Consider the following 16,078-nt stretch of genomic DNA (forward strand, 5'->3'; position numbering starts at 1 on the left):
GTTACAGTGCCGCAGCTCGAATGATGCTGCAGCTCACGCGAACAGCTTGTCGATGTCGTCCTGGGAAATCGCCACGCCCGGCCGCTTCGGACCCTCCATCAAGTTCGGTGCGCTTGGAACAGCAAGCTCGGCGGCCAGCCGCGCCAGCTCCTCTTTTCCCCACATCCGGACCAGCCTGTTGATGTGGTCTTCAATGAACTGCAGCGACTTGACGACTCGCGTGATCCGCTGACCTGTGAGGTCCTGAAACGCGCAGGCCTCGAACACGTTGTTCGTGCTATCGACGATTTCGCCGCATACCGCTGCGACAGTCGGCTCGTCGACGCCCTGCAACTTCGCGACGCTGGCGCCGATCGCCTCCATGCTTTCGAGGATCGCGTTCCCGGCTGCCTCCGTATTCTCGACGATCGCGTCGAGGGTGTCTGTCATCGTCGCGAAACTGCCTTTGCTGTTGCCTTGAAGAGCGGCGAATTCCCGCCGCATGCTGCTAATGTGGCCGAACATCTCGACCAAATGCGTTTTCAGCACCCTCTCTTCTTGCGACGTAATCATCAGAAATCCCCGATGGTGGCGACCTGCCCTTCGTGTGCCACAGCAATCTGCGGCGGCTTCGAAAGGAAGCTTCGAATGAGTGGACGCATTTTCGCGCGTTCAACTTTCGTGGACCACCAAAGCAAGCGATCGTTAAATAAGCGGTAAGGCCGCCCCCCGCGCCAGATTCCGATAGAGTCCAGTAGTCGCCCCGAGATGAACTCCCCGCAGCGTGCGCCTATTGTGCCTTACCTCTCTGGGCATATCGGCGATGGTTTGCGTAGCGAAAGACGGCCCACCCGTTCTGATCTGCTCCAAGTGCAGACGGCCGATGACTTTCCTGGCCACGCTGCCGGCAATTTTCACCCTGCCCGGAGCGCATGCCTACCAGTGCCGTCCCTGTCTGCGCGTGGACACCATCCCGCTGGATTGAGGCTGGACCGACTGCGATCGCGCGCGCGACGGTCGCGGTGACAGTCCACTCAACCGCCGACATTGCCTCTGCTTGGCATCTGCAGCGGTTCCCGGTGCGCCCAAAAACCCGCTGACATCCAGCCCGAAACGTGTAGGATTCCCCCAAACCGGAGGAACGGGATGTTTGAAATCAACGGTTTCGACACGGCGGGTATCGTCAGTCTCAAGCGGCCTTCACTCGCCGCCGCCCTCAAGAAGGCCAGGGAGCTGGTTGAAGACGGGTGTTGGGACGTTCAGGTCGTCGATCCCAACGGCCGGGTCTACACCTCGTTCGAGGAGCAGGCGGCCTAGCCCCGAGCGATCTCCCGCCGTTATCCGCCTCGGCCGACATTCGACGAGGCATTGTTCAGCCAGCGCTGCGTTGCTTCGTCGCTCCAGCCGGGAACTGCAAAGCGCACGGTTGGGCTTGCGGTCGCGTGCGGCCGGTCGACCGCGTCATGGCGCGTACGGGGGCGATGCGCTGTTGCTGCCTCTCCCGCACTGCAGGGGACGAGCGACAGGCCCACGAGACCTGCGCAAAGAAGGGCACGCATCGCGTCAGCTCCTATCGAGCAATCCTCGCCATTATCTGATGCCCCGATCGGCCCACCGCAATTGATCCCCGCTTCACAAGCAGGCGAGACAAGTGCGCTCTTGCGGTGACCCCAGCCTGCCAAAGCCGTCCCGCCGTTCCATTGCCAGTCCGCTGATTTGGGCGCAGGCTCTCTGTAGGCGCTTCAGACGCCGCACGGGAGAGAGACATGAAGGAACCGGGCCTGGACGGCCGTCACCGCGACAGGGACGGCGAGATCAGCAGGAAGCACGGCAACACGCTCGTCGGCACCTTGCGTAAGATCTATGGAAAGAGCTTTGCGGCCGGGTATCCCGATGCGACGCAGCTCAGCGAAGTGCTGGCCCAGTTGAACGAGACGTCGCTGAGCCAGTTGCGTCGCGATCATGACACCGGGCACTTGGGGCACAAGATCGATCACGCCTTGAAGTGATGTTCTGCGCGAAATCCGGCGCGCCCCAGCAGCGTGCGCAGCACGCGCTGAACGCGACAACGCCCGAACCAGCCCGCTCGCGGAGCGGTCCGGGCGCCTTCCTGCGCCGCAATGACGGCCGAGGTCAGAACGTCAGCCGCACCCGTGCCGCGCCGGTATAGGCCTGGCTGTTGGCGGCGAACTCGCCGTCGAAGGTCGTCGTCAGCGTCAGGCTCGGCGTGAACCATGTGGTGAGGCCGAGCGAGACGGCCGCAGCGTCAGGCTTGGACTTGGCGCCCGTGGTGGTGAAGTCCGAGCCGGGAATGCCGGTCAGGAAGGCCGTGGTCTGGGCCGCTTGCGCGTAATAATGCGCCCAGCCGGCCCGGGCAAAACCCTGCATGGCCAGCCCGCCGAATTCCGTGGTGCCGCGGGTGTCGAGGCCGAGGGTCGAGCGCGTGGTCGTCCCGGTCTGGCCCTGTACCGTGAGGCCGCCGACCGCGGCGCCGCCGGCCAAGGCATCCTGCTCACTGAAGCCCGGCGTGCGCATGCTGTGCGCGTCGAAGGCGGCATAGGGCGAGAAGGCGACGCGGGCGAGCCGCGCCACCTCGAAGGCCGCCTCGATGCGTCCGCTCCATACCGTCGGCTGATAGCGGCCGGTCACATCGGTGAGCCCGAGAACGGGGATCGCGCGATGCGTCGTCACGTCCATCCAGGAGAAGGCGGCCGCGGCCGTCAGCGTCAGCGCGCCGGTCCGCGTCGTGCCATAGGTGCCGAACTGCGCCACGTTCGCGGAGGCCGAGCCGAGACCGCCGGCGAGCGAGCTCGACGCCGAGCCGCCGGCCGCAGCAATGCCGATCATCGTCGCGGGACTGAAGCGGATGTCGACACCGCTGACGAATTGCATGGCGCGCGTCGAAGAGCGGGCCGAGCCGACATCGGCATCGCCGCTCGTCGTCCGGTACGAGGTGACCGGACCGCCCCAAACGCTGTAGGTCGGCCCATAGCCACGCACGCCCGGCGTTGCACCGGTCGCCTTGTCGATGGCCCCGACGCCAGCCGGACGCGACATCGAAGCATAGGCGAGCGCCGGACTGGCGGAGGGATCGCGCCCCTCACCGTGAATGTCCGTCATTGCGCCGAGGAACTGGCCCCCGACCTGAACACCCATCCGCTGAACGGAGGAATGGACTTCGCCCGTGAGCTGGTTGAGCTCGGAGTCCAGCATGTCGTCGGTCGAATTGTAGAGCGCGAACAGCGGATTCATGTTGGCACCGGCGGCGGCTGCGTTGTCGATCGCCACGGCCACCTTGTCCCTGTCGGTCCTTGCCACCGAGTTGGTTGGCGTCGGCGTGGTGACTTCCGTCGTCACCGTCGTCGTGCCCCCCGATGTCGTCGTGGTCGAGGTCGGCGTCACCGCCTTGGTCGGATTTTCCGAGAGCGTGGCGAGCCGGCCCGGCGTCAGCGTCATCTGCACTTGCGAGCCCGTATAGGTCACGGAGGTCACGAGCCCGGCGCCGACCAGCGAGCGATCGAAGCTGCCGAAGGTGCCGTTGACGCCGCCGGTCGCCGAAAGCAGCGTATAGGGCGTGCTGAACGTATAGGTGCCGCCGAGCGTCTGAGCCTTCAGCGTACCATCGAGCGCAGCCGTGCCGGTGACCCTGACGAGATCGGACGTCGCTCCGTGAACGCTGGCGAAATAGGTCCCGGTCGCGCCGAAGGTGAGATCGCCATTGACGGTCAGCGTCTGCGGCGTGCCGAGACCCAGCCTGCCGTTGACGATCGTCGTGCCGACCTGGCCGGAACCACCGAAGATGCCGCCCTGCTCCACCGTGACCTGCGAGACGATCGAGCCCGTGACGGCAAGCGCACCGCCCTGGACCGTCGTCGCACCGGTGTAGGTGCTGTTGCCCGAAAGGGTCAGCGTGCCGGCGCCGGTCTTGGTGAGACCGCCCGGACCGAAGATGTCGTTGCCGAAGGTCGAGCTGTAGCCTCGCGTATCGAGCGTCGCGGTGGTGACGAAGGCGCCGTAGCCCTTGACGGCCGCGCCCGCGTTGACGAGGCCCCAGCCATAGGTCGCGTCCGGCGTGATGCTGCCTGCGGTGCGAGTGCCGAGCGCCGTCGCCGTCGTCAGAAGCGTCTGCTGCAGGTCGTAATTGGTGAACCAGGAGAAGGCCTGCTTGACGAGCGCGGCAACACCGGCAACCGTCGGCGCGGCGTAGGACGTGCCGGAGCCCGAGGAGTAGTTCGCGCCATTGGCGCCGGCGAGCGTGCTCCCCGCGAGATTGCCGGTGCCGACAGTCGTTGCGCCGGTGAGATCGCCCGGAGCGACCAGACACCAGGCCGCCGCCGATCCGCAGGCGTTGCTGTACCACGTCGTCACATTGTTCGCATCGACGGCGCCGACGGCGAGCCAGCCGTTCTGGATGCCGCTGACGACCTTGGGCATGCCGGCGAGAATATCCGGCGACGGCTGCTTTTCGTTGCCGGTGGCGAAGATGAGAAGCGCACCGTTGGCCACTGCGGTTTGCGCGGCGGCGGCGAATTTCGGAAGCTCGGCCACGGCGGCCGCGGGCGTATAGTCGTCGACGTTGCACTTCGCGCCGCCGTTTTGCGCCGAGTTCGTGCCCGTCGCGCAATTGTTGTTGCCGAGACTGAGATTGATGATCTTGACGCCCTCATCGACGAGGCCGGTCACGGCCACGCTGAGCTGCTCGTCGAAAGCGCCGGGAGGGCTGCCATTCGTGTTGATGGCCGCGACGTAGAGGCTCGCGTCAAAGGCCGAGCCATGCATGCCGGAACCGTTGCGCGCGCCGGCGATCAGGCTGGAGACGATGCTGCCGTGGCTGCCGGTCGTGTCGGAATCACTGTTCTGGCCGGCAGGCATCACCGTATACGCGCTCGGGTCGGTCGCGCTTGCATCGAATGCGGTGGTGAAGCGCACGCCGCCGGCGAACTTGCCCGCCGTCGAGAACTCGAAATTCCTGAGATCGATGCCGGAATCGACAACACCGACCGTCACGCCCTTGCCGGTGAAGCCGGCCGCATAGGCCGCAGATGCGTTGATCTGGTTGAGAGCACCGGAGGCGAAATATTCCGGCGTCTGAAACGACGCCGCCGATTGCGCCGCGGCAGGCGACGCCGCCACGGCAGGGAAAAGTGTCAGTGCGGCGGCCGGCAATGTGGTGCGCCAGCGCGAAGCATCGTGCCGGCCAATCTTCTTCACCATCGAAAGTCATTCCTGGTTTTGCAGAGCGTTGTTCAGCGTTCCATCACTGCGTGATCGAAAACGTCCCGGTGTTACCAGGCAGGAGTGGGGGGACCTCTCCTGCCTGGCAACTGGCAATAGATGGCGCCCGTCGCAGCGCATGGATGCGCGTGCAACGTGCTAAACGCGAAGGGCCCGTACAGGCAGAACCATGCTGTGGATCGTGTCCGATCGCGGCTACGGCTCCGGAGACCGAGCAAGCCCTCCGTCAGTTCCCATACGCCATTCTCATTTCGCGCAACACAGCGACATCGTCGGCAACGATCAATGCGGATTGATGTTCAAGGAGACGTCGTGCGCCGTGCGCTGGACCCGCAGGGAGCACACGAGGTCGATCGGCGATCAGGCGGAATGATCAATTGCGATCGCAGGGTGCGATCGAGCATTTCGTCACCGACGAAGATGCCGTTTGCGCATGCATGAAGCAGAACGAACGTGAATGCCCGGGACAAGCCTTGGCATGACGACATCCGATAAAAGCACAAATACGATAACCCTGCCTCATCGATCGAGAGGCAGGCGGGCCCGGCGCCTCAGCTTTCCGGAGCCGACGTCGCAATCGGCAGGCTCAGCGGAGCGCCTCCAACGGAGACCGGCCCCAAAGGCTTGGCGTCCCGCACCATCCGCTTGCGCATCGCGGGGGACAATCCATAGCGCGCATGCGCTTTGCGAATGGAGGACGTCACGTCCGACATCGTCATCGTGCTTTGCAGCGCATCGATCTTCGCCATCAGCGTGGACAGCTGCGAGGATATCTTCCTCACATCGACCCGCTCGTCCGTGATGCTCTGCCGCAGCGACAGCAGCACCATTGAATCCTGCTGCAGCAAGACCGAGTTTTGATCCGCTGCCTGATTGTTCTGTTGCAGCAACGCGGTGTGTTGCTGCTGGGCCGCCTGAATATCCTTCAACGCCGCGACAACGGGATCCGGCTTTGGCTCGGATGCTTCGAAGCGCGGGAGCAGTTCGGCCAGGCGGCTGACATTCAACGAGGTCAAATCAGCTGACGACGTATAGACGGCCGCCGCGCCGTTGATCGCCAGGGCACACACCGCAAAGGCCAGGATCGATTTGCGGCTGGACCGCTTGACCGGCTCAGGCGCTTCGAGCGTTTCGGGTTCATCGCCGGATGCGGCAGCTGCCAGGGCTGCGGCGTCGAGCTCTTCGGCGAAGCTTGCGGTTTCGATAGTCGCGGTCATCTGCGTTGACCCCAATGAGCGAGCAACAGGCAGCCGCCCCTGGAACGTCCTCACGACGAGCCCTTGTACGCAGCACCCTTACACAACTGTCTAAAATTGTGAGCATTTTGAATTAATTCCACGTTAGCGACCGGGCCCGGCGACCCCGGCCGATTACGGGTGTCTTTGTCGGATCGGCAAGATCGTGGGCACGGCGCTCCGCGCCTTTGTCCCTCTACGGCAGCCGTTCCTGGGGCAACATTCTCGAAAGCGGACTTCCCGAGGATCGCATCGTGCAACTGCTTTGCCCGATGGAGCAAACAAGCCCTTCCGCCGGATTCAAAAAGCCTTGCGCCAGCGCCACTTAGCTACTGTGCATGGGGTTGTTTTCGCGTTTTTGACCGGCGCCCTAGCCTTCGTCCAGCAGTTCGAACAATTCCTCGACCCGCGCGAACGGCGCGTCCTGCATCTTGGCGTGATAGACGACGCGATCCCCGTCGCGCTGCAGCGACTTGCCCCGCGATTTGCGCAAGCGCCCGGGCAGGAACGTCGCGGCGGCCGCCTCGGGGCCGACGTCGAGGCGGATGATGCCTCTGCGTTTGCATTCGAGCCTGATCCGGGCTGCGGCGAAGAAGTCGAGCGCGCCCCTCGGCAGCGGGCCGAAGCGGCGGGCGGTTTCCTCCTCGAGGTCTTCGAGGTCGTCCTCGTCAGTGCATCGTGCGGCGCGCGCGTAGAGCTCGAGACGCACCGGCTCGGACTGCACGTAGGTCTCGGGCAGCATGTCCGCGACCGGCAGGTTCAGATCCGGCACCCACACCGCCTGCCCCTCGTCCAGCTTCTCCGAAGCCATCTTGAGGAGGTGGCTGTAGAGCACGGGTCCGAACACCTGGACGTGGCCGGATTGCTGCTCCGAGAACAGATCGCCCGCGCCCCTGAGATCGAGGTCGCGCTCGCTGATCGCAAAGCCTGCGCCGGGCCGGCTGAACTCCTCGAGCACGGCGAGCCGCTTCTCGGATTGTCCTGATGCCGTCTCGGTCAACAGGTGGGCGAAGGCGCGGATGCCGCCGCGGCCGACGCGCCCGCGCAGCTGATGCAGCTGGGCGAGGCCGAACTTCTCCGGCCAGCACACCACGATGGTGTTCGCGCGCGGAATATCGAGCCCGCTCTCGACGATGTTGGTCGCGAGCAGCACGTCCGCCCTGCCCTCGACGAAGCTCATCATGCGGTCGTCGATCTCGTCGGCCGCCAATCTGCCGTGCAGGCAGACGATGCGTAAGTCAGGCGCCACCGCCTGCACCCGCGCCAGCATCGGATCGAGATCCTGGATGCGCGGACAGATCAGGAAGCTCTGGCCATGGCGGCGCTGCTCGCGCAGCAGCGCTGAGGCAATCGCGGCATCCGACAGCGGCGCGATCCGGGTCGCGACCGGCAGCCGGTGCACGGGGGGCGAGGCGATCACGCTGAGATCGCGGAAGCCGGCAAGGCCCGCGGCGAGCGTGCGCGGGATAGGCGTCGCGCTCATCATCAGCACATGGACGTTCTTGGCGAGGCCCGACAGCTTGGCCTTCTCCGCCGCGCCAAAATGCTGCTCCTCGTCGATGATGACGAGGCCGAGATCGCTAAACTTCACGTCCTTGGCCGTCAGCGCCTGCGTGCCGATCACGACCTTGATCCGGCCGCTGCGCAGGCCCTCTTTGGTCTCGCGCAGCTCCGCACCCGAAGTCGCCCGCGACAGGTTGCCAACCTCGATGTCGAACGGCGCAAAGCGCTTCTGGAAGGTTGCCACATGCTGGCGGGCCAGCACCGTCGTCGGCACCGCGATCGCCACCTGCTTGCCCGACAGCACGACGGCGGCCGCCGCGCGCAGCGCCACCTCGGTCTTGCCGAACCCGACGTCGCCGCAGACCACCCGGTCCATCGGGTGGCCGGACGCAAGATCGTCCAGCACGTCGTTGATCGCCTTGGCCTGGTCGATCGTCGTGAAATAAGGAAAGCGCGCGACGAACTTCTCGTAGGCCGAGCCCGGCGGCACCAGCTTCTCGCCGCGCCGCTTGCGGCGCTGGCTGATATGCTTGGCCAACACCTTGCCGGCGACCTGGATTTCGCGCTCGGCTTCGGTGCGGCGGCCCCACCACGTGCTGCCGTCCGCCTTGTCGAGCGAGACCTTGCCGAGCTCGGCTGCGTAGGGCCACATCAAGGCGAGATCGGGCGGCGGCACCAGCACCGCATGGTCGCCCGCGAACTTGAGGCGGATCATTTCACGCATGGCGCCGCCGCCGGTGTTGACGGTCTGCAAGCCATCGAGCACGCCGAGGCCGCGCTGCAGATGGATGACCACCGTGCCCTGCTCGGGCACATCGGCATGGTCGAACGCCGCGCTCCAGGCGCGCGCCAACGGCTGCGGATGATGCGCCCGGCTGCCGAGCACGTCGGAGGCCGTCACGACGACGAGCGGCTTCTTCCCCGGCACGACGAAGCCGGCATCGAAATCGGCCAGCAACGCCGCCTCGCCGCTGCGGCTCCGCGTCGCCTCGTCCCAGTCCTCGCAGCGCGGCGCCTTGACGCCGCTCATCCGCTCCATCACGCGCAGATCGTCCTCCTGCGCAGCGACGAGGATCAGGCGCGATCCGGCCCGCCGCGTCTCCTCGACGAAGGCACGCAGCGCCTTCCGGGCGGATGTCAGCTTCGAAAACTCCGGGATGGTCTGGAACGACGACGCACGGGGCAGCACCTTCATGCCCCTGGAGAGCTGCTTCCAGTCGCGCCGTCCGAGATATTCGCGCTCACGCTCCGCGCGCGGCGCAGCCTCCTCGATCGTATCGAGCCAGCCGTCGGCGTGCGCCGGGACGCCCGCATCGGCGATCCATTTGGCGCGCCCGCAATAGTCGAACAGGCTCGCGCGCTTGCCGCGTTTGCCGGCAAGGCCGAGCCGCTCCGACATCGGGTCGACGAGAAGCTCCTTGGTCTCGAAGATGATCCTGTGCTCGTTCGGATCGAACGCAACGATCCTTCTGATCGCGCGATCCGAGTGCTCGATCCGGAACGGCCCCAGCGCGCCCGCGGGAAAGATCTCGAAGGTCTGGCCATGGAACAGCGCCCCGCCCGGATAATCCGGCTCGTCGTCGAGATCGTATCCGAGGGACTCCAGGCGCGCCTCGAGATCGCCCTCGGAGAAGGTGCCGCCAACCTTCAAGCTCACGCTCAGGCGCGACAGGCTCGCCGGCGGCGGCAGGCGCTCCATCACGGCTTCCGCCGTCGAGACGAGAAACAGCGGCTTCTTGGATTTCGCGAGGCGCCTCAGGACGGAGGCTCTGCGCCCCGCGAGTTCGTGCGACGGCTCCAGCTGATCGAACGGCAAGGTGTTCAAGCGCGGAAACACCAGGACCTCGCAGGAGGAATCGAGCGCGTGAATGACGCTGCCCAGCCGCTCCGCCCTGTTCTCGTTCTCGGCGAGAAAGACGATGCCGCTACGCCCGGACTCTTTCCATTGGCCAAGCAGATGCAGAGCGAGCACCCCGAGCGGCGACGAGGACGAGATCGTGGCTCGCCGCACCGCCTTGCTCGCCCGTGGCGACGTCCTGTTTGGCAACGCTTTGCTTTTCGACGTCCTGTTCGGCAACGTCTTCTTCAGCGACCTCTTAGCCACCCGCGCCTTCTTGGTAAGCCTCACTTGAATCCGTTTCTGGTCGTAAACCGTCGTCAACTGAACGCCAGCCGCCCTCATTCCGATTCGGCGACGTGGCGCCATGCATATGGGATTTGCCCCGTGAACGCACGCCTGGTGGCAACGTTCAGCGCGGCGCGACGATCCCGACACAAGAGCTGTTTGATCGACGTGGACGGAACTGGCGCGGCGCGGGATCTGCGTCTGTCGATGCGACGCTTGGCGTGATTGTAGACGTTCTGCGCACGCAGAGAAACGAAAAACCCCAGCGCTTGGAGCCACGCTGGGGCGTTTCGTTCAAATGAATTGGTCAAGCAATGACGCCTTCATAGCAGCAACTTCGCCGCTCGCTTGTGAACTGGTTCACACACCATCCGGCAAACAAACGGATCGGCCGCGAGCCGGGATTCGGCGCCTGCCGGGCACAGTCGTTCCGGGACTCCCGGCCGGGCGCTGGCCGGGCCGGCACGTCCCGCTCCCATCACGCCGGAGCGGAATACCGCACTCCCCGTTTGAGTGCGCACGCACCGCGCGCTACGATGTTCTTTTTACGGAGGCTCATTTGAAACCATTGATTTTCATCGCCGCCGCAGCGCTGCTTGCCACGGCTCCCGCCCGCTCACAGGCGCTGGTCGATCCCAGCAAGGTTGCACCCGAATATCGCGAGGCCGCCGAGAAGCGCCGGGCCGAGCAGTTGCGCCAGCGCGAATGCGCACTGAAGGCGGATCTCGAGAAGGTGCTGCCCAGGGATCGCACCGCCTTTCTGAACCATTGCCTGGACGCGATGGCGGCCAAGCAATAGCGGCCGGAGGACGACGCTTGGCCGCGCGCGTTCTGCGACATCCGGCCGCGAAAGCCTTCAGGCTTTCTTCAGACATTTGGGATGAGCTGAACGTCCATTTTTCAAAGTCATTGTTGTCCGCGCATGAGTTCGGTCCAAATTCAATGCACGCGGTGCAAGAGCGTATTCCGTGATCGCGCCGGGCGGTTGCAGGACGGCTATTCCAGGCAATGTCCAAGCTGCGAAGTGGTGCTGTTCTTCGCCGAGGACTCCCAACATCCCTTCATCAAGCGCGCGATGCGCAGTGCGCGCAAGGCCCGCAAGGAGATGCGCGAGCTCGAGGCCGCGAGGCTCGCTGCGCCCGAACCGCGGGGCACGCAGTCGAGGAGGTTCGCCGGACGGACGCGATCGGCGGAACGCGACGACTAGCTCACCTCCGCCGCTGCTTCCTGGGAAACAGCCGGTCGCGGATGTAGCGCGAGGTCGGCGTCAGGCGGAGGCCGCGCGGCTTCTGCCAGGCGGCGCGGTCGATCTCCTTCTTGTCGCCGATCGCCAGCCTGCCCTTGGCCGTCTTGGCAATGAAGATCGCGTCGTTCATCTTGCGGCCGGAGCGCTTGTTCCTCGCCGTCACTTCCTTCCAGAGGCTGATCCTGCCGAGCTTCAGCTTGGGCAGTTCCTCCTTGATCTCCCGCCGCAGGCAGTCCTTGTCGGACTCGCGCGCCCGCTTGCGGCCGCCCGGGAACATCCACAGGCCGTCCGACCGGCGTCTGACCAACAATACCTTGCCGCGCCTTGCGGCAACCAGCTTGGAAGACTTCGCCATTGCTGCCGTCATTGAAACAGAATCGTCCCAATCGTAACTTGTCTAGTCGAACAGACAAGTTCGCGGCGTGCTTTGATCACAGCTGCGCGCCGTCGGGTCCTGGCGCGGCGCCTCGGGCGAATCGCGCCGGTCGGGGCGAGATCAGCTCTTGCCCGCCCCTGCCCGGTCCTCGGTCCTGATCCAGTCCATCATCATCTCCCAGGCCACCGACAGGATGATCGGCCCGATGAACAGGCCGACGATGCCGTGGGCGAGCGTGCCGCCGATCACGCCGACGAAGATCACGATGGTCGGCGTGGTCAGGCCGCGCCCCATGACGAGCGGCTTCAGCATGGTGTCGATGAAGCCGACGACGACGAGGAACACGGTGAGCAGCAGCGCCGTGGTGACGTCCTTGGCGGTCCAGATCCAGATGATCACCGGCAGCAGCACGAGGAAGGCGCCGATCTGCACGATCGAGAGCAGCAGCACGATGAAGGCGAGAAGGCCGGCGCTCGGCACGGCCGCGAGCTTGAAGCCGATGCCGGCGAGCAACGCCTGCACGATCGCGACGCCGATCACGCCCTGCGCCACCGCGCGGATGGTCGCGCCCGCGAGCCCCAGGAAATGCTCGCTCTGCTCGGGCACGATGCGAAACAGGAAGCCGCGGCCGGCGGCCACGAGCCGCGGCCCATGCGGGAACAGGAAACCGGCCACGAACACCGAGACCAGAAACTGGAGCGTGCCGACGCCAGCATCGCCTGCGAGCGACAACAGCGGGCCCGCCAGCGGCTGGAGATAAGGGGCCACCTCTCGCAACACGGCCTGGATGTTATTCAAGGCCTGGTCCCAGAGGTCATAGATCCACGGGCCGACGATCGGCCACGACTTGAGCTGCTCCGGCGCCGACTGAAGCGCGACGTTGCCGGTGCCGAGCTGGCGCGCCAATTCGCGCACGCCGTCCACCGCGCTGATGCCGAGCCAGGTCGCCGGACCGATGACGATGCCGAGCGTGATCAGGGTGAGGATCGCCGCCGCGGTCTTGGGCCGGCCGCCGAGCACCTTGGCGACCCAGCTGAAAGCCGGATAGAACGCAACCGCCAGCACGCCGCTCCAGGCCAGGATCGGCACGAACGGGCGGATGATCAGGAAGGTCCAGATGATCAGCAGGGCGAGCAGGCCGAGCCGGATCACGAGCTGGATGATGTCCTCTCCCGTCAGGAGCTGACGGAGACTTTTCACGGGCACTGCTTTCCTTGCGGCATGAACGCAACTTCGGGCGCTTGCGAGGCCTGTCCGTTATTGCCAGCAACGCATCCGGCGTCAAGACGACTGGAACCGCCCCGGGGCCCGCGATGAGGGACACATCGGACCATTCTGCATTCGAAAGACGATGACACGGCCTCCGAGACAGCTCGCCGAACACGTTGGGATGCATCTCGGCATCCACTATTCCCTCAAGCCCAATGCCGCGCCACGCTATTGGCGCTATGTCTATGCCGTCGCCGACAGGGTCCGCTCCGGGCTTGGCTAACGCCCGTTAACCGGATTTCCGCCGGCCCATTTACGCCGTTGCAAACGCCCGCAACTAGCCTGGATCGAGGTCCCCAAAAACACTGCGTGCAATGGCCAACAGCATCTGGACGATCGAAGAATTCACCTGCACCGGTTGCAGCATGAACTACACCGCGACCAGGGAGGAGCACAGCGAAGCGCATGCCGGCCACTTCAAGTGCACCATCTGCAGCGGCGTGGTGCACGCCTGGTCCGGCAAGCATCACTTCTTCGGCTGGAAAGCGGTGACGACGCGGCCGCCTGTGTTCGGACGGCGCTGGGCCGGCGCCGACTGGTAGGCCCAAGGCAAGGGCGCCTCCCGGTCATTGCGGCCTGCGTGAACTGCGGCTTCTGCTCCACTGCGGCACCGGTTAGATTCCCCTTCCCGCAACAGATGCCGATGGCCAATGACCGCTCCTTTCGTTCCCCAGATCGCCCTCTACCGCAACTGGCTCGCCGAGCAGCGCGGCCTCTCCTTCGCTGATTACGAGGCGATGCGGCAATGGTCGGTGCGCGATCTCGACGGCTTCTGGCGCAGCATCTGGGACTATTACGATCTGCAATCGCCGACGCCGTTTCAAGCCGTGCTCACTGAGCGCAAGATGCCGGGCGCGGTCTGGTTTCCGGGCGCGCAGGTCAACTATGCCCGGCAGGTGTTCCGGCACGTCGACGCGGCCGATGCCGCCGGCCTGCCCGCGATCGTCAGCAGCGGCGAGGATGGCAGGATCACGGAGACGAGCTGGCCGGAGCTGCGGCGCAAGGCCGCTGCGCTTGCGCTGCATCTGAAGGACAAGGGCATCAAGCCCGGCGACCGCGTCGCGGCCTATCTGCCCAACATTCCCGAGACCATTATCGCCTTTCTGGCGAGCGTCAGCATCGGCGCAGTCTGGAGCGTCTGTGCGCCGGACATGGCGGCACCCGCTGTCATCGACCGCTTCAAGCAGATCGAGCCGAAAGTGCTGATCGCCTGCGACGCAGTCACCTATGCCGGCCGGCGGCACGATCGCAAGGACGTCGTTGCCGAGCTGCGGCGATCGCTGCCATCAGTCGCGCATGTCATCCTGCACAGCGAGGCCGGCGCGTCAGTTGCGCCAGATGCCTTGCTCGGCGAGATCACGGCCAAAACCGGCGCTGCGGTCGACGCGTTCGAGCCGATCTGGCTGCCGTTCGATCATCCGCTCTGGATCGTCTATTCCAGCGGCACCACCGGGCTGCCGAAGCCGATCGTGCACGGCCATGGCGGCATCGTCATCGTGGTGCTGGCGCTGCTCGGGCTGCACAACGACATCGGCTGCTCGTATCACCCGAACTCGTTCGGCGAGCGCTATCACTGGTACTCGTCGACCGGCTGGATCATGTGGAACAGCCAGGTCGGCGGCCTGCTCGGCGGCACCACCTGCTGCATCTTCGACGGCAGCCCCGGCGGCACCAGGGACAAGCCGGACTGGACCACGCTGTGGCGCTTCGTCGCGCGCTCGAAGGCGACCTTCTTTGGCGCTGGCGCTGCGTTCTTCGCCAACTGCGCCAAGGCCGAGATCGATCTTGCCGCATCCGGCGATCTGTCGCGGCTGCGCTGTCTCGGCTCGACCGGCTCGCCGCTCAGCGCCGACACGCAAGGCTGGTTCAACGCCCGCTTTGCGGCGCTGTCGAACAGCAACGGCAGCAAGGCGCAGGCGGACATCTGGTGGGCCAACATCTCCGGCGGCACCGATTTCGCCGGCGCCTTCATCGGCGGCAATCGCGAGCTGCCGCAGACGCCGGGCGCGATGCAATGCCGCCTGCTGGGCGCGGCCGTCGAGGCCTTCAGCGAGCAGGGCCGCGCCGTCACGGACGAGGTCGGCGAGCTCGTCTGCACCGAACCGATGCCGTCGATGCCGCTGTATTTCTGGAACGACAAGGACGGCGCGCGCTATCGCGCCAGCTATTTCGAGACCTATCCGGACAACTTTGACGGCAGCGGCCGTGGGCCGGTGTGGCGGCACGGCGACTGGCTCAAGATCAATCTTGATGGATCCTGCATCATCTACGGCCGCAGCGATGCCACCATCAACCGCCATGGCCTGCGCATGGGCACCAGCGAGCTCTATTCCGCGATCGAGGCGCTGCCGGACGTGCTGGATTCCCTCGTCGTCGACCTCGAATATCTCGGTCGCGACAGCTACATGCCGCTGTTCGTGGTGCTGCGCGAGGGCGTGGCGCTCGACGCCGCGATGCAGGCCAGGATCAACAAGGCGATCGAGTCCGACCTGTCGCGCCGCTTCTTGCCGAACGAGATCTTTGCCGTCGCCGAGATCCCCCGCACGCTCTCCGGCAAGAAGCAGGAGCTGCCGATCAAGAAGCTCCTGCTTGGCCAGCCCGTCGAAAAGGTCATCAACAAGGAGGCGATGGCCAACCCCGCCTGCCTCGACTGGTATCTCGCCTTCGCGCGCGACTATCTGGCGCGGACCGCGGCGTGAGGGATGATCGCCCCAATTGCGCCGGTGTCGTTTGGACTCCGTTCACCGATCGCCGCTAGATCAGGATGGATCCTTCGCGCGCCGAACCGCAGACATGGCCGACCTCAACGCCGTCCTCACAAGGCTCAACGACCGCCTGCTCCGCCTCGAAGGCGAGCTGTTCGTGCTGCGCTCGCTGGCGCGCGCCACGCTGACCGCGGGCGACGACCATGCGGTGCGCATGCGCAAGCTGGTCGAAGCCGCAAAGGTCGCGCTCGACGACGAGGCCAGGCGTGAACTCGACAAGCCGACCCGCAAATATGTCGATGCGGCCGCCGCGCTGGTGGAGGAACTGCTGGTCGAGCCGACACCGGCGCGACCGCTGTTCACGGTGATCGACGGCGGCCGGCGCGACTAGAGCGCGCCCGCCCT

Annotated in this window: 15 protein-coding genes; 9 read left to right on the top strand and 6 right to left on the bottom strand. The window is 65.5% G+C overall.

What is annotated here, in order from left to right; translation table 11 throughout:
• Window positions 1–33: 33 nt before the first annotated feature.
• The gene (locus tag TSA1_RS01630) at window positions 34–552 is read right to left on the bottom strand and encodes a protein phosphatase CheZ (RefSeq protein WP_100174803.1); all 519 of its coding nucleotides are present in this window, start codon (window positions 550–552) and stop codon (window positions 34–36) included.
• Window positions 553–1,125: 573 nt separating this feature from the next.
• On the opposite strand from TSA1_RS01630, the gene TSA1_RS39530 reads away from it, so the two are divergent.
• Together TSA1_RS39530 and TSA1_RS01640 are read left to right on the top strand one after the other, a co-directional pair.
• A complete protein-coding gene (locus tag TSA1_RS39530; RefSeq protein ID WP_174718691.1) occupies window positions 1,126–1,296 on the top strand; it encodes a hypothetical protein in 171 nt (56 codons plus the stop codon).
• A gap of 449 nt (window positions 1,297–1,745) precedes the next feature.
• The gene (locus tag TSA1_RS01640; protein ID WP_100174805.1) at window positions 1,746–1,988 is read left to right on the top strand and encodes a hypothetical protein; all 243 of its coding nucleotides are present in this window, start codon (window positions 1,746–1,748) and stop codon (window positions 1,986–1,988) included.
• 124 nt (window positions 1,989–2,112) lie between these two features.
• On the opposite strand, the gene TSA1_RS01645 is transcribed toward TSA1_RS01640, so the two are convergent.
• The 3 genes from TSA1_RS01645 to TSA1_RS01655 form a co-directional block, all read right to left on the bottom strand.
• Window positions 2,113–5,193, bottom strand: coding sequence for an autotransporter serine protease (locus TSA1_RS01645; RefSeq protein ID WP_100174806.1), 3,081 nt, complete (start codon window positions 5,191–5,193; stop codon window positions 2,113–2,115).
• Between the two features lie 572 nt (window positions 5,194–5,765).
• Window positions 5,766–6,431 (bottom strand): hypothetical protein, encoded by a 666-nt coding sequence (locus TSA1_RS01650; protein ID WP_100174807.1) that lies wholly within the window; start codon window positions 6,429–6,431, stop codon window positions 5,766–5,768.
• Between the two features lie 388 nt (window positions 6,432–6,819).
• On the bottom strand, window positions 6,820–9,924 hold the full coding sequence (locus tag TSA1_RS01655; protein WP_174719266.1) for a DEAD/DEAH box helicase: 3,105 nt from the start codon (window positions 9,922–9,924) through the stop codon (window positions 6,820–6,822).
• 25 nt (window positions 9,925–9,949) lie between these two features.
• Here TSA1_RS01655 and TSA1_RS40890 point away from each other — a divergent pair, with 25 nt between their 5' ends.
• The 3 genes from TSA1_RS40890 to TSA1_RS41095 all read left to right on the top strand — a co-directional run bounded on the left by TSA1_RS40890 (window position 9,950) and on the right by TSA1_RS41095 (window position 11,284).
• On the top strand, window positions 9,950–10,084 hold the full coding sequence (locus TSA1_RS40890) for a hypothetical protein (RefSeq protein WP_283814333.1): 135 nt from the start codon (window positions 9,950–9,952) through the stop codon (window positions 10,082–10,084).
• 552 nt (window positions 10,085–10,636) lie between these two features.
• On the top strand, window positions 10,637–10,876 hold the full coding sequence (locus TSA1_RS01660) for a hypothetical protein (protein ID WP_100174809.1): 240 nt from the start codon (window positions 10,637–10,639) through the stop codon (window positions 10,874–10,876).
• A 225-nt stretch (window positions 10,877–11,101) separates the two neighbouring features.
• Window positions 11,102–11,284, top strand: a complete 183-nt coding sequence (locus TSA1_RS41095; RefSeq protein WP_430649756.1) for a hypothetical protein — start codon at window positions 11,102–11,104, stop codon at window positions 11,282–11,284.
• Between the two features lies 1 nt (window position 11,285).
• Here TSA1_RS41095 and TSA1_RS01670 read toward each other — a convergent pair whose 3' ends face one another.
• Together TSA1_RS01670 and TSA1_RS01675 are read right to left on the bottom strand one after the other, a co-directional pair.
• Window positions 11,286–11,678 (bottom strand): NUDIX hydrolase, encoded by a 393-nt coding sequence (locus tag TSA1_RS01670; RefSeq protein WP_100174811.1) that lies wholly within the window; start codon window positions 11,676–11,678, stop codon window positions 11,286–11,288.
• 141 nt (window positions 11,679–11,819) lie between these two features.
• Window positions 11,820–12,905: an AI-2E family transporter gene (locus tag TSA1_RS01675; RefSeq protein ID WP_100174812.1), complete on the bottom strand. Its 1,086-nt coding sequence runs from the start codon at window positions 12,903–12,905 to the stop codon at window positions 11,820–11,822.
• 145 nt (window positions 12,906–13,050) lie between these two features.
• Between TSA1_RS01675 and TSA1_RS39245 the strand changes: the two genes are divergently transcribed.
• The 4 genes from TSA1_RS39245 (at window position 13,051) to TSA1_RS01690 (ending at window position 16,064) form a co-directional block, all read left to right on the top strand.
• On the top strand, window positions 13,051–13,191 hold the full coding sequence (locus TSA1_RS39245; RefSeq protein ID WP_161497178.1) for a hypothetical protein: 141 nt from the start codon (window positions 13,051–13,053) through the stop codon (window positions 13,189–13,191).
• A gap of 91 nt (window positions 13,192–13,282) precedes the next feature.
• Complete coding sequence (locus tag TSA1_RS01680; protein WP_100174813.1) at window positions 13,283–13,510, top strand: hypothetical protein; 228 nt, start codon at window positions 13,283–13,285, stop codon at window positions 13,508–13,510.
• 108 nt (window positions 13,511–13,618) lie between these two features.
• Complete coding sequence (locus TSA1_RS01685; RefSeq protein WP_100174814.1) at window positions 13,619–15,667, top strand: acetoacetate--CoA ligase; 2,049 nt, start codon at window positions 13,619–13,621, stop codon at window positions 15,665–15,667.
• A gap of 94 nt (window positions 15,668–15,761) precedes the next feature.
• On the top strand, window positions 15,762–16,064 hold the full coding sequence (locus TSA1_RS01690) for a hypothetical protein (RefSeq protein ID WP_100174815.1): 303 nt from the start codon (window positions 15,762–15,764) through the stop codon (window positions 16,062–16,064).
• The last annotated feature ends 14 nt before the right edge of the window (window positions 16,065–16,078 follow it).

Source organism: Bradyrhizobium nitroreducens, assembly GCF_002776695.1.
Classification (GTDB): Bacteria; Pseudomonadota; Alphaproteobacteria; order Rhizobiales; family Xanthobacteraceae; genus Bradyrhizobium; species Bradyrhizobium nitroreducens.

Excerpts from the sequence above, each read along its gene's own strand:
- TSA1_RS01630 (WP_100174803.1), bottom strand. The coding sequence starts at position 552 with ATGATTACGTCGCAAGAAGAGAGGGTGCTGAAAACGCATTTGGTCGAG.
- TSA1_RS39530 (WP_174718691.1), top strand. The coding sequence starts at position 1,126 with ATGTTTGAAATCAACGGTTTCGACACGGCGGGTATCGTCAGTCTCAAG.
- TSA1_RS01640 (WP_100174805.1), top strand. The coding sequence starts at position 1,746 with ATGAAGGAACCGGGCCTGGACGGCCGTCACCGCGACAGGGACGGCGAG.
- TSA1_RS01645 (WP_100174806.1), bottom strand. The coding sequence starts at position 5,193 with ATGGTGAAGAAGATTGGCCGGCACGATGCTTCGCGCTGGCGCACCACA.
- TSA1_RS01650 (WP_100174807.1), bottom strand. The coding sequence starts at position 6,431 with ATGACCGCGACTATCGAAACCGCAAGCTTCGCCGAAGAGCTCGACGCC.
- TSA1_RS01670 (WP_100174811.1), bottom strand. The coding sequence starts at position 11,678 with ATGGCGAAGTCTTCCAAGCTGGTTGCCGCAAGGCGCGGCAAGGTATTG.
- TSA1_RS39245 (WP_161497178.1), top strand. The coding sequence starts at position 13,051 with ATGACACGGCCTCCGAGACAGCTCGCCGAACACGTTGGGATGCATCTC.
- TSA1_RS01680 (WP_100174813.1), top strand. The coding sequence starts at position 13,283 with ATGGCCAACAGCATCTGGACGATCGAAGAATTCACCTGCACCGGTTGC.
- TSA1_RS01685 (WP_100174814.1), top strand. The coding sequence starts at position 13,619 with ATGACCGCTCCTTTCGTTCCCCAGATCGCCCTCTACCGCAACTGGCTC.
- TSA1_RS01690 (WP_100174815.1), top strand. The coding sequence starts at position 15,762 with ATGGCCGACCTCAACGCCGTCCTCACAAGGCTCAACGACCGCCTGCTC.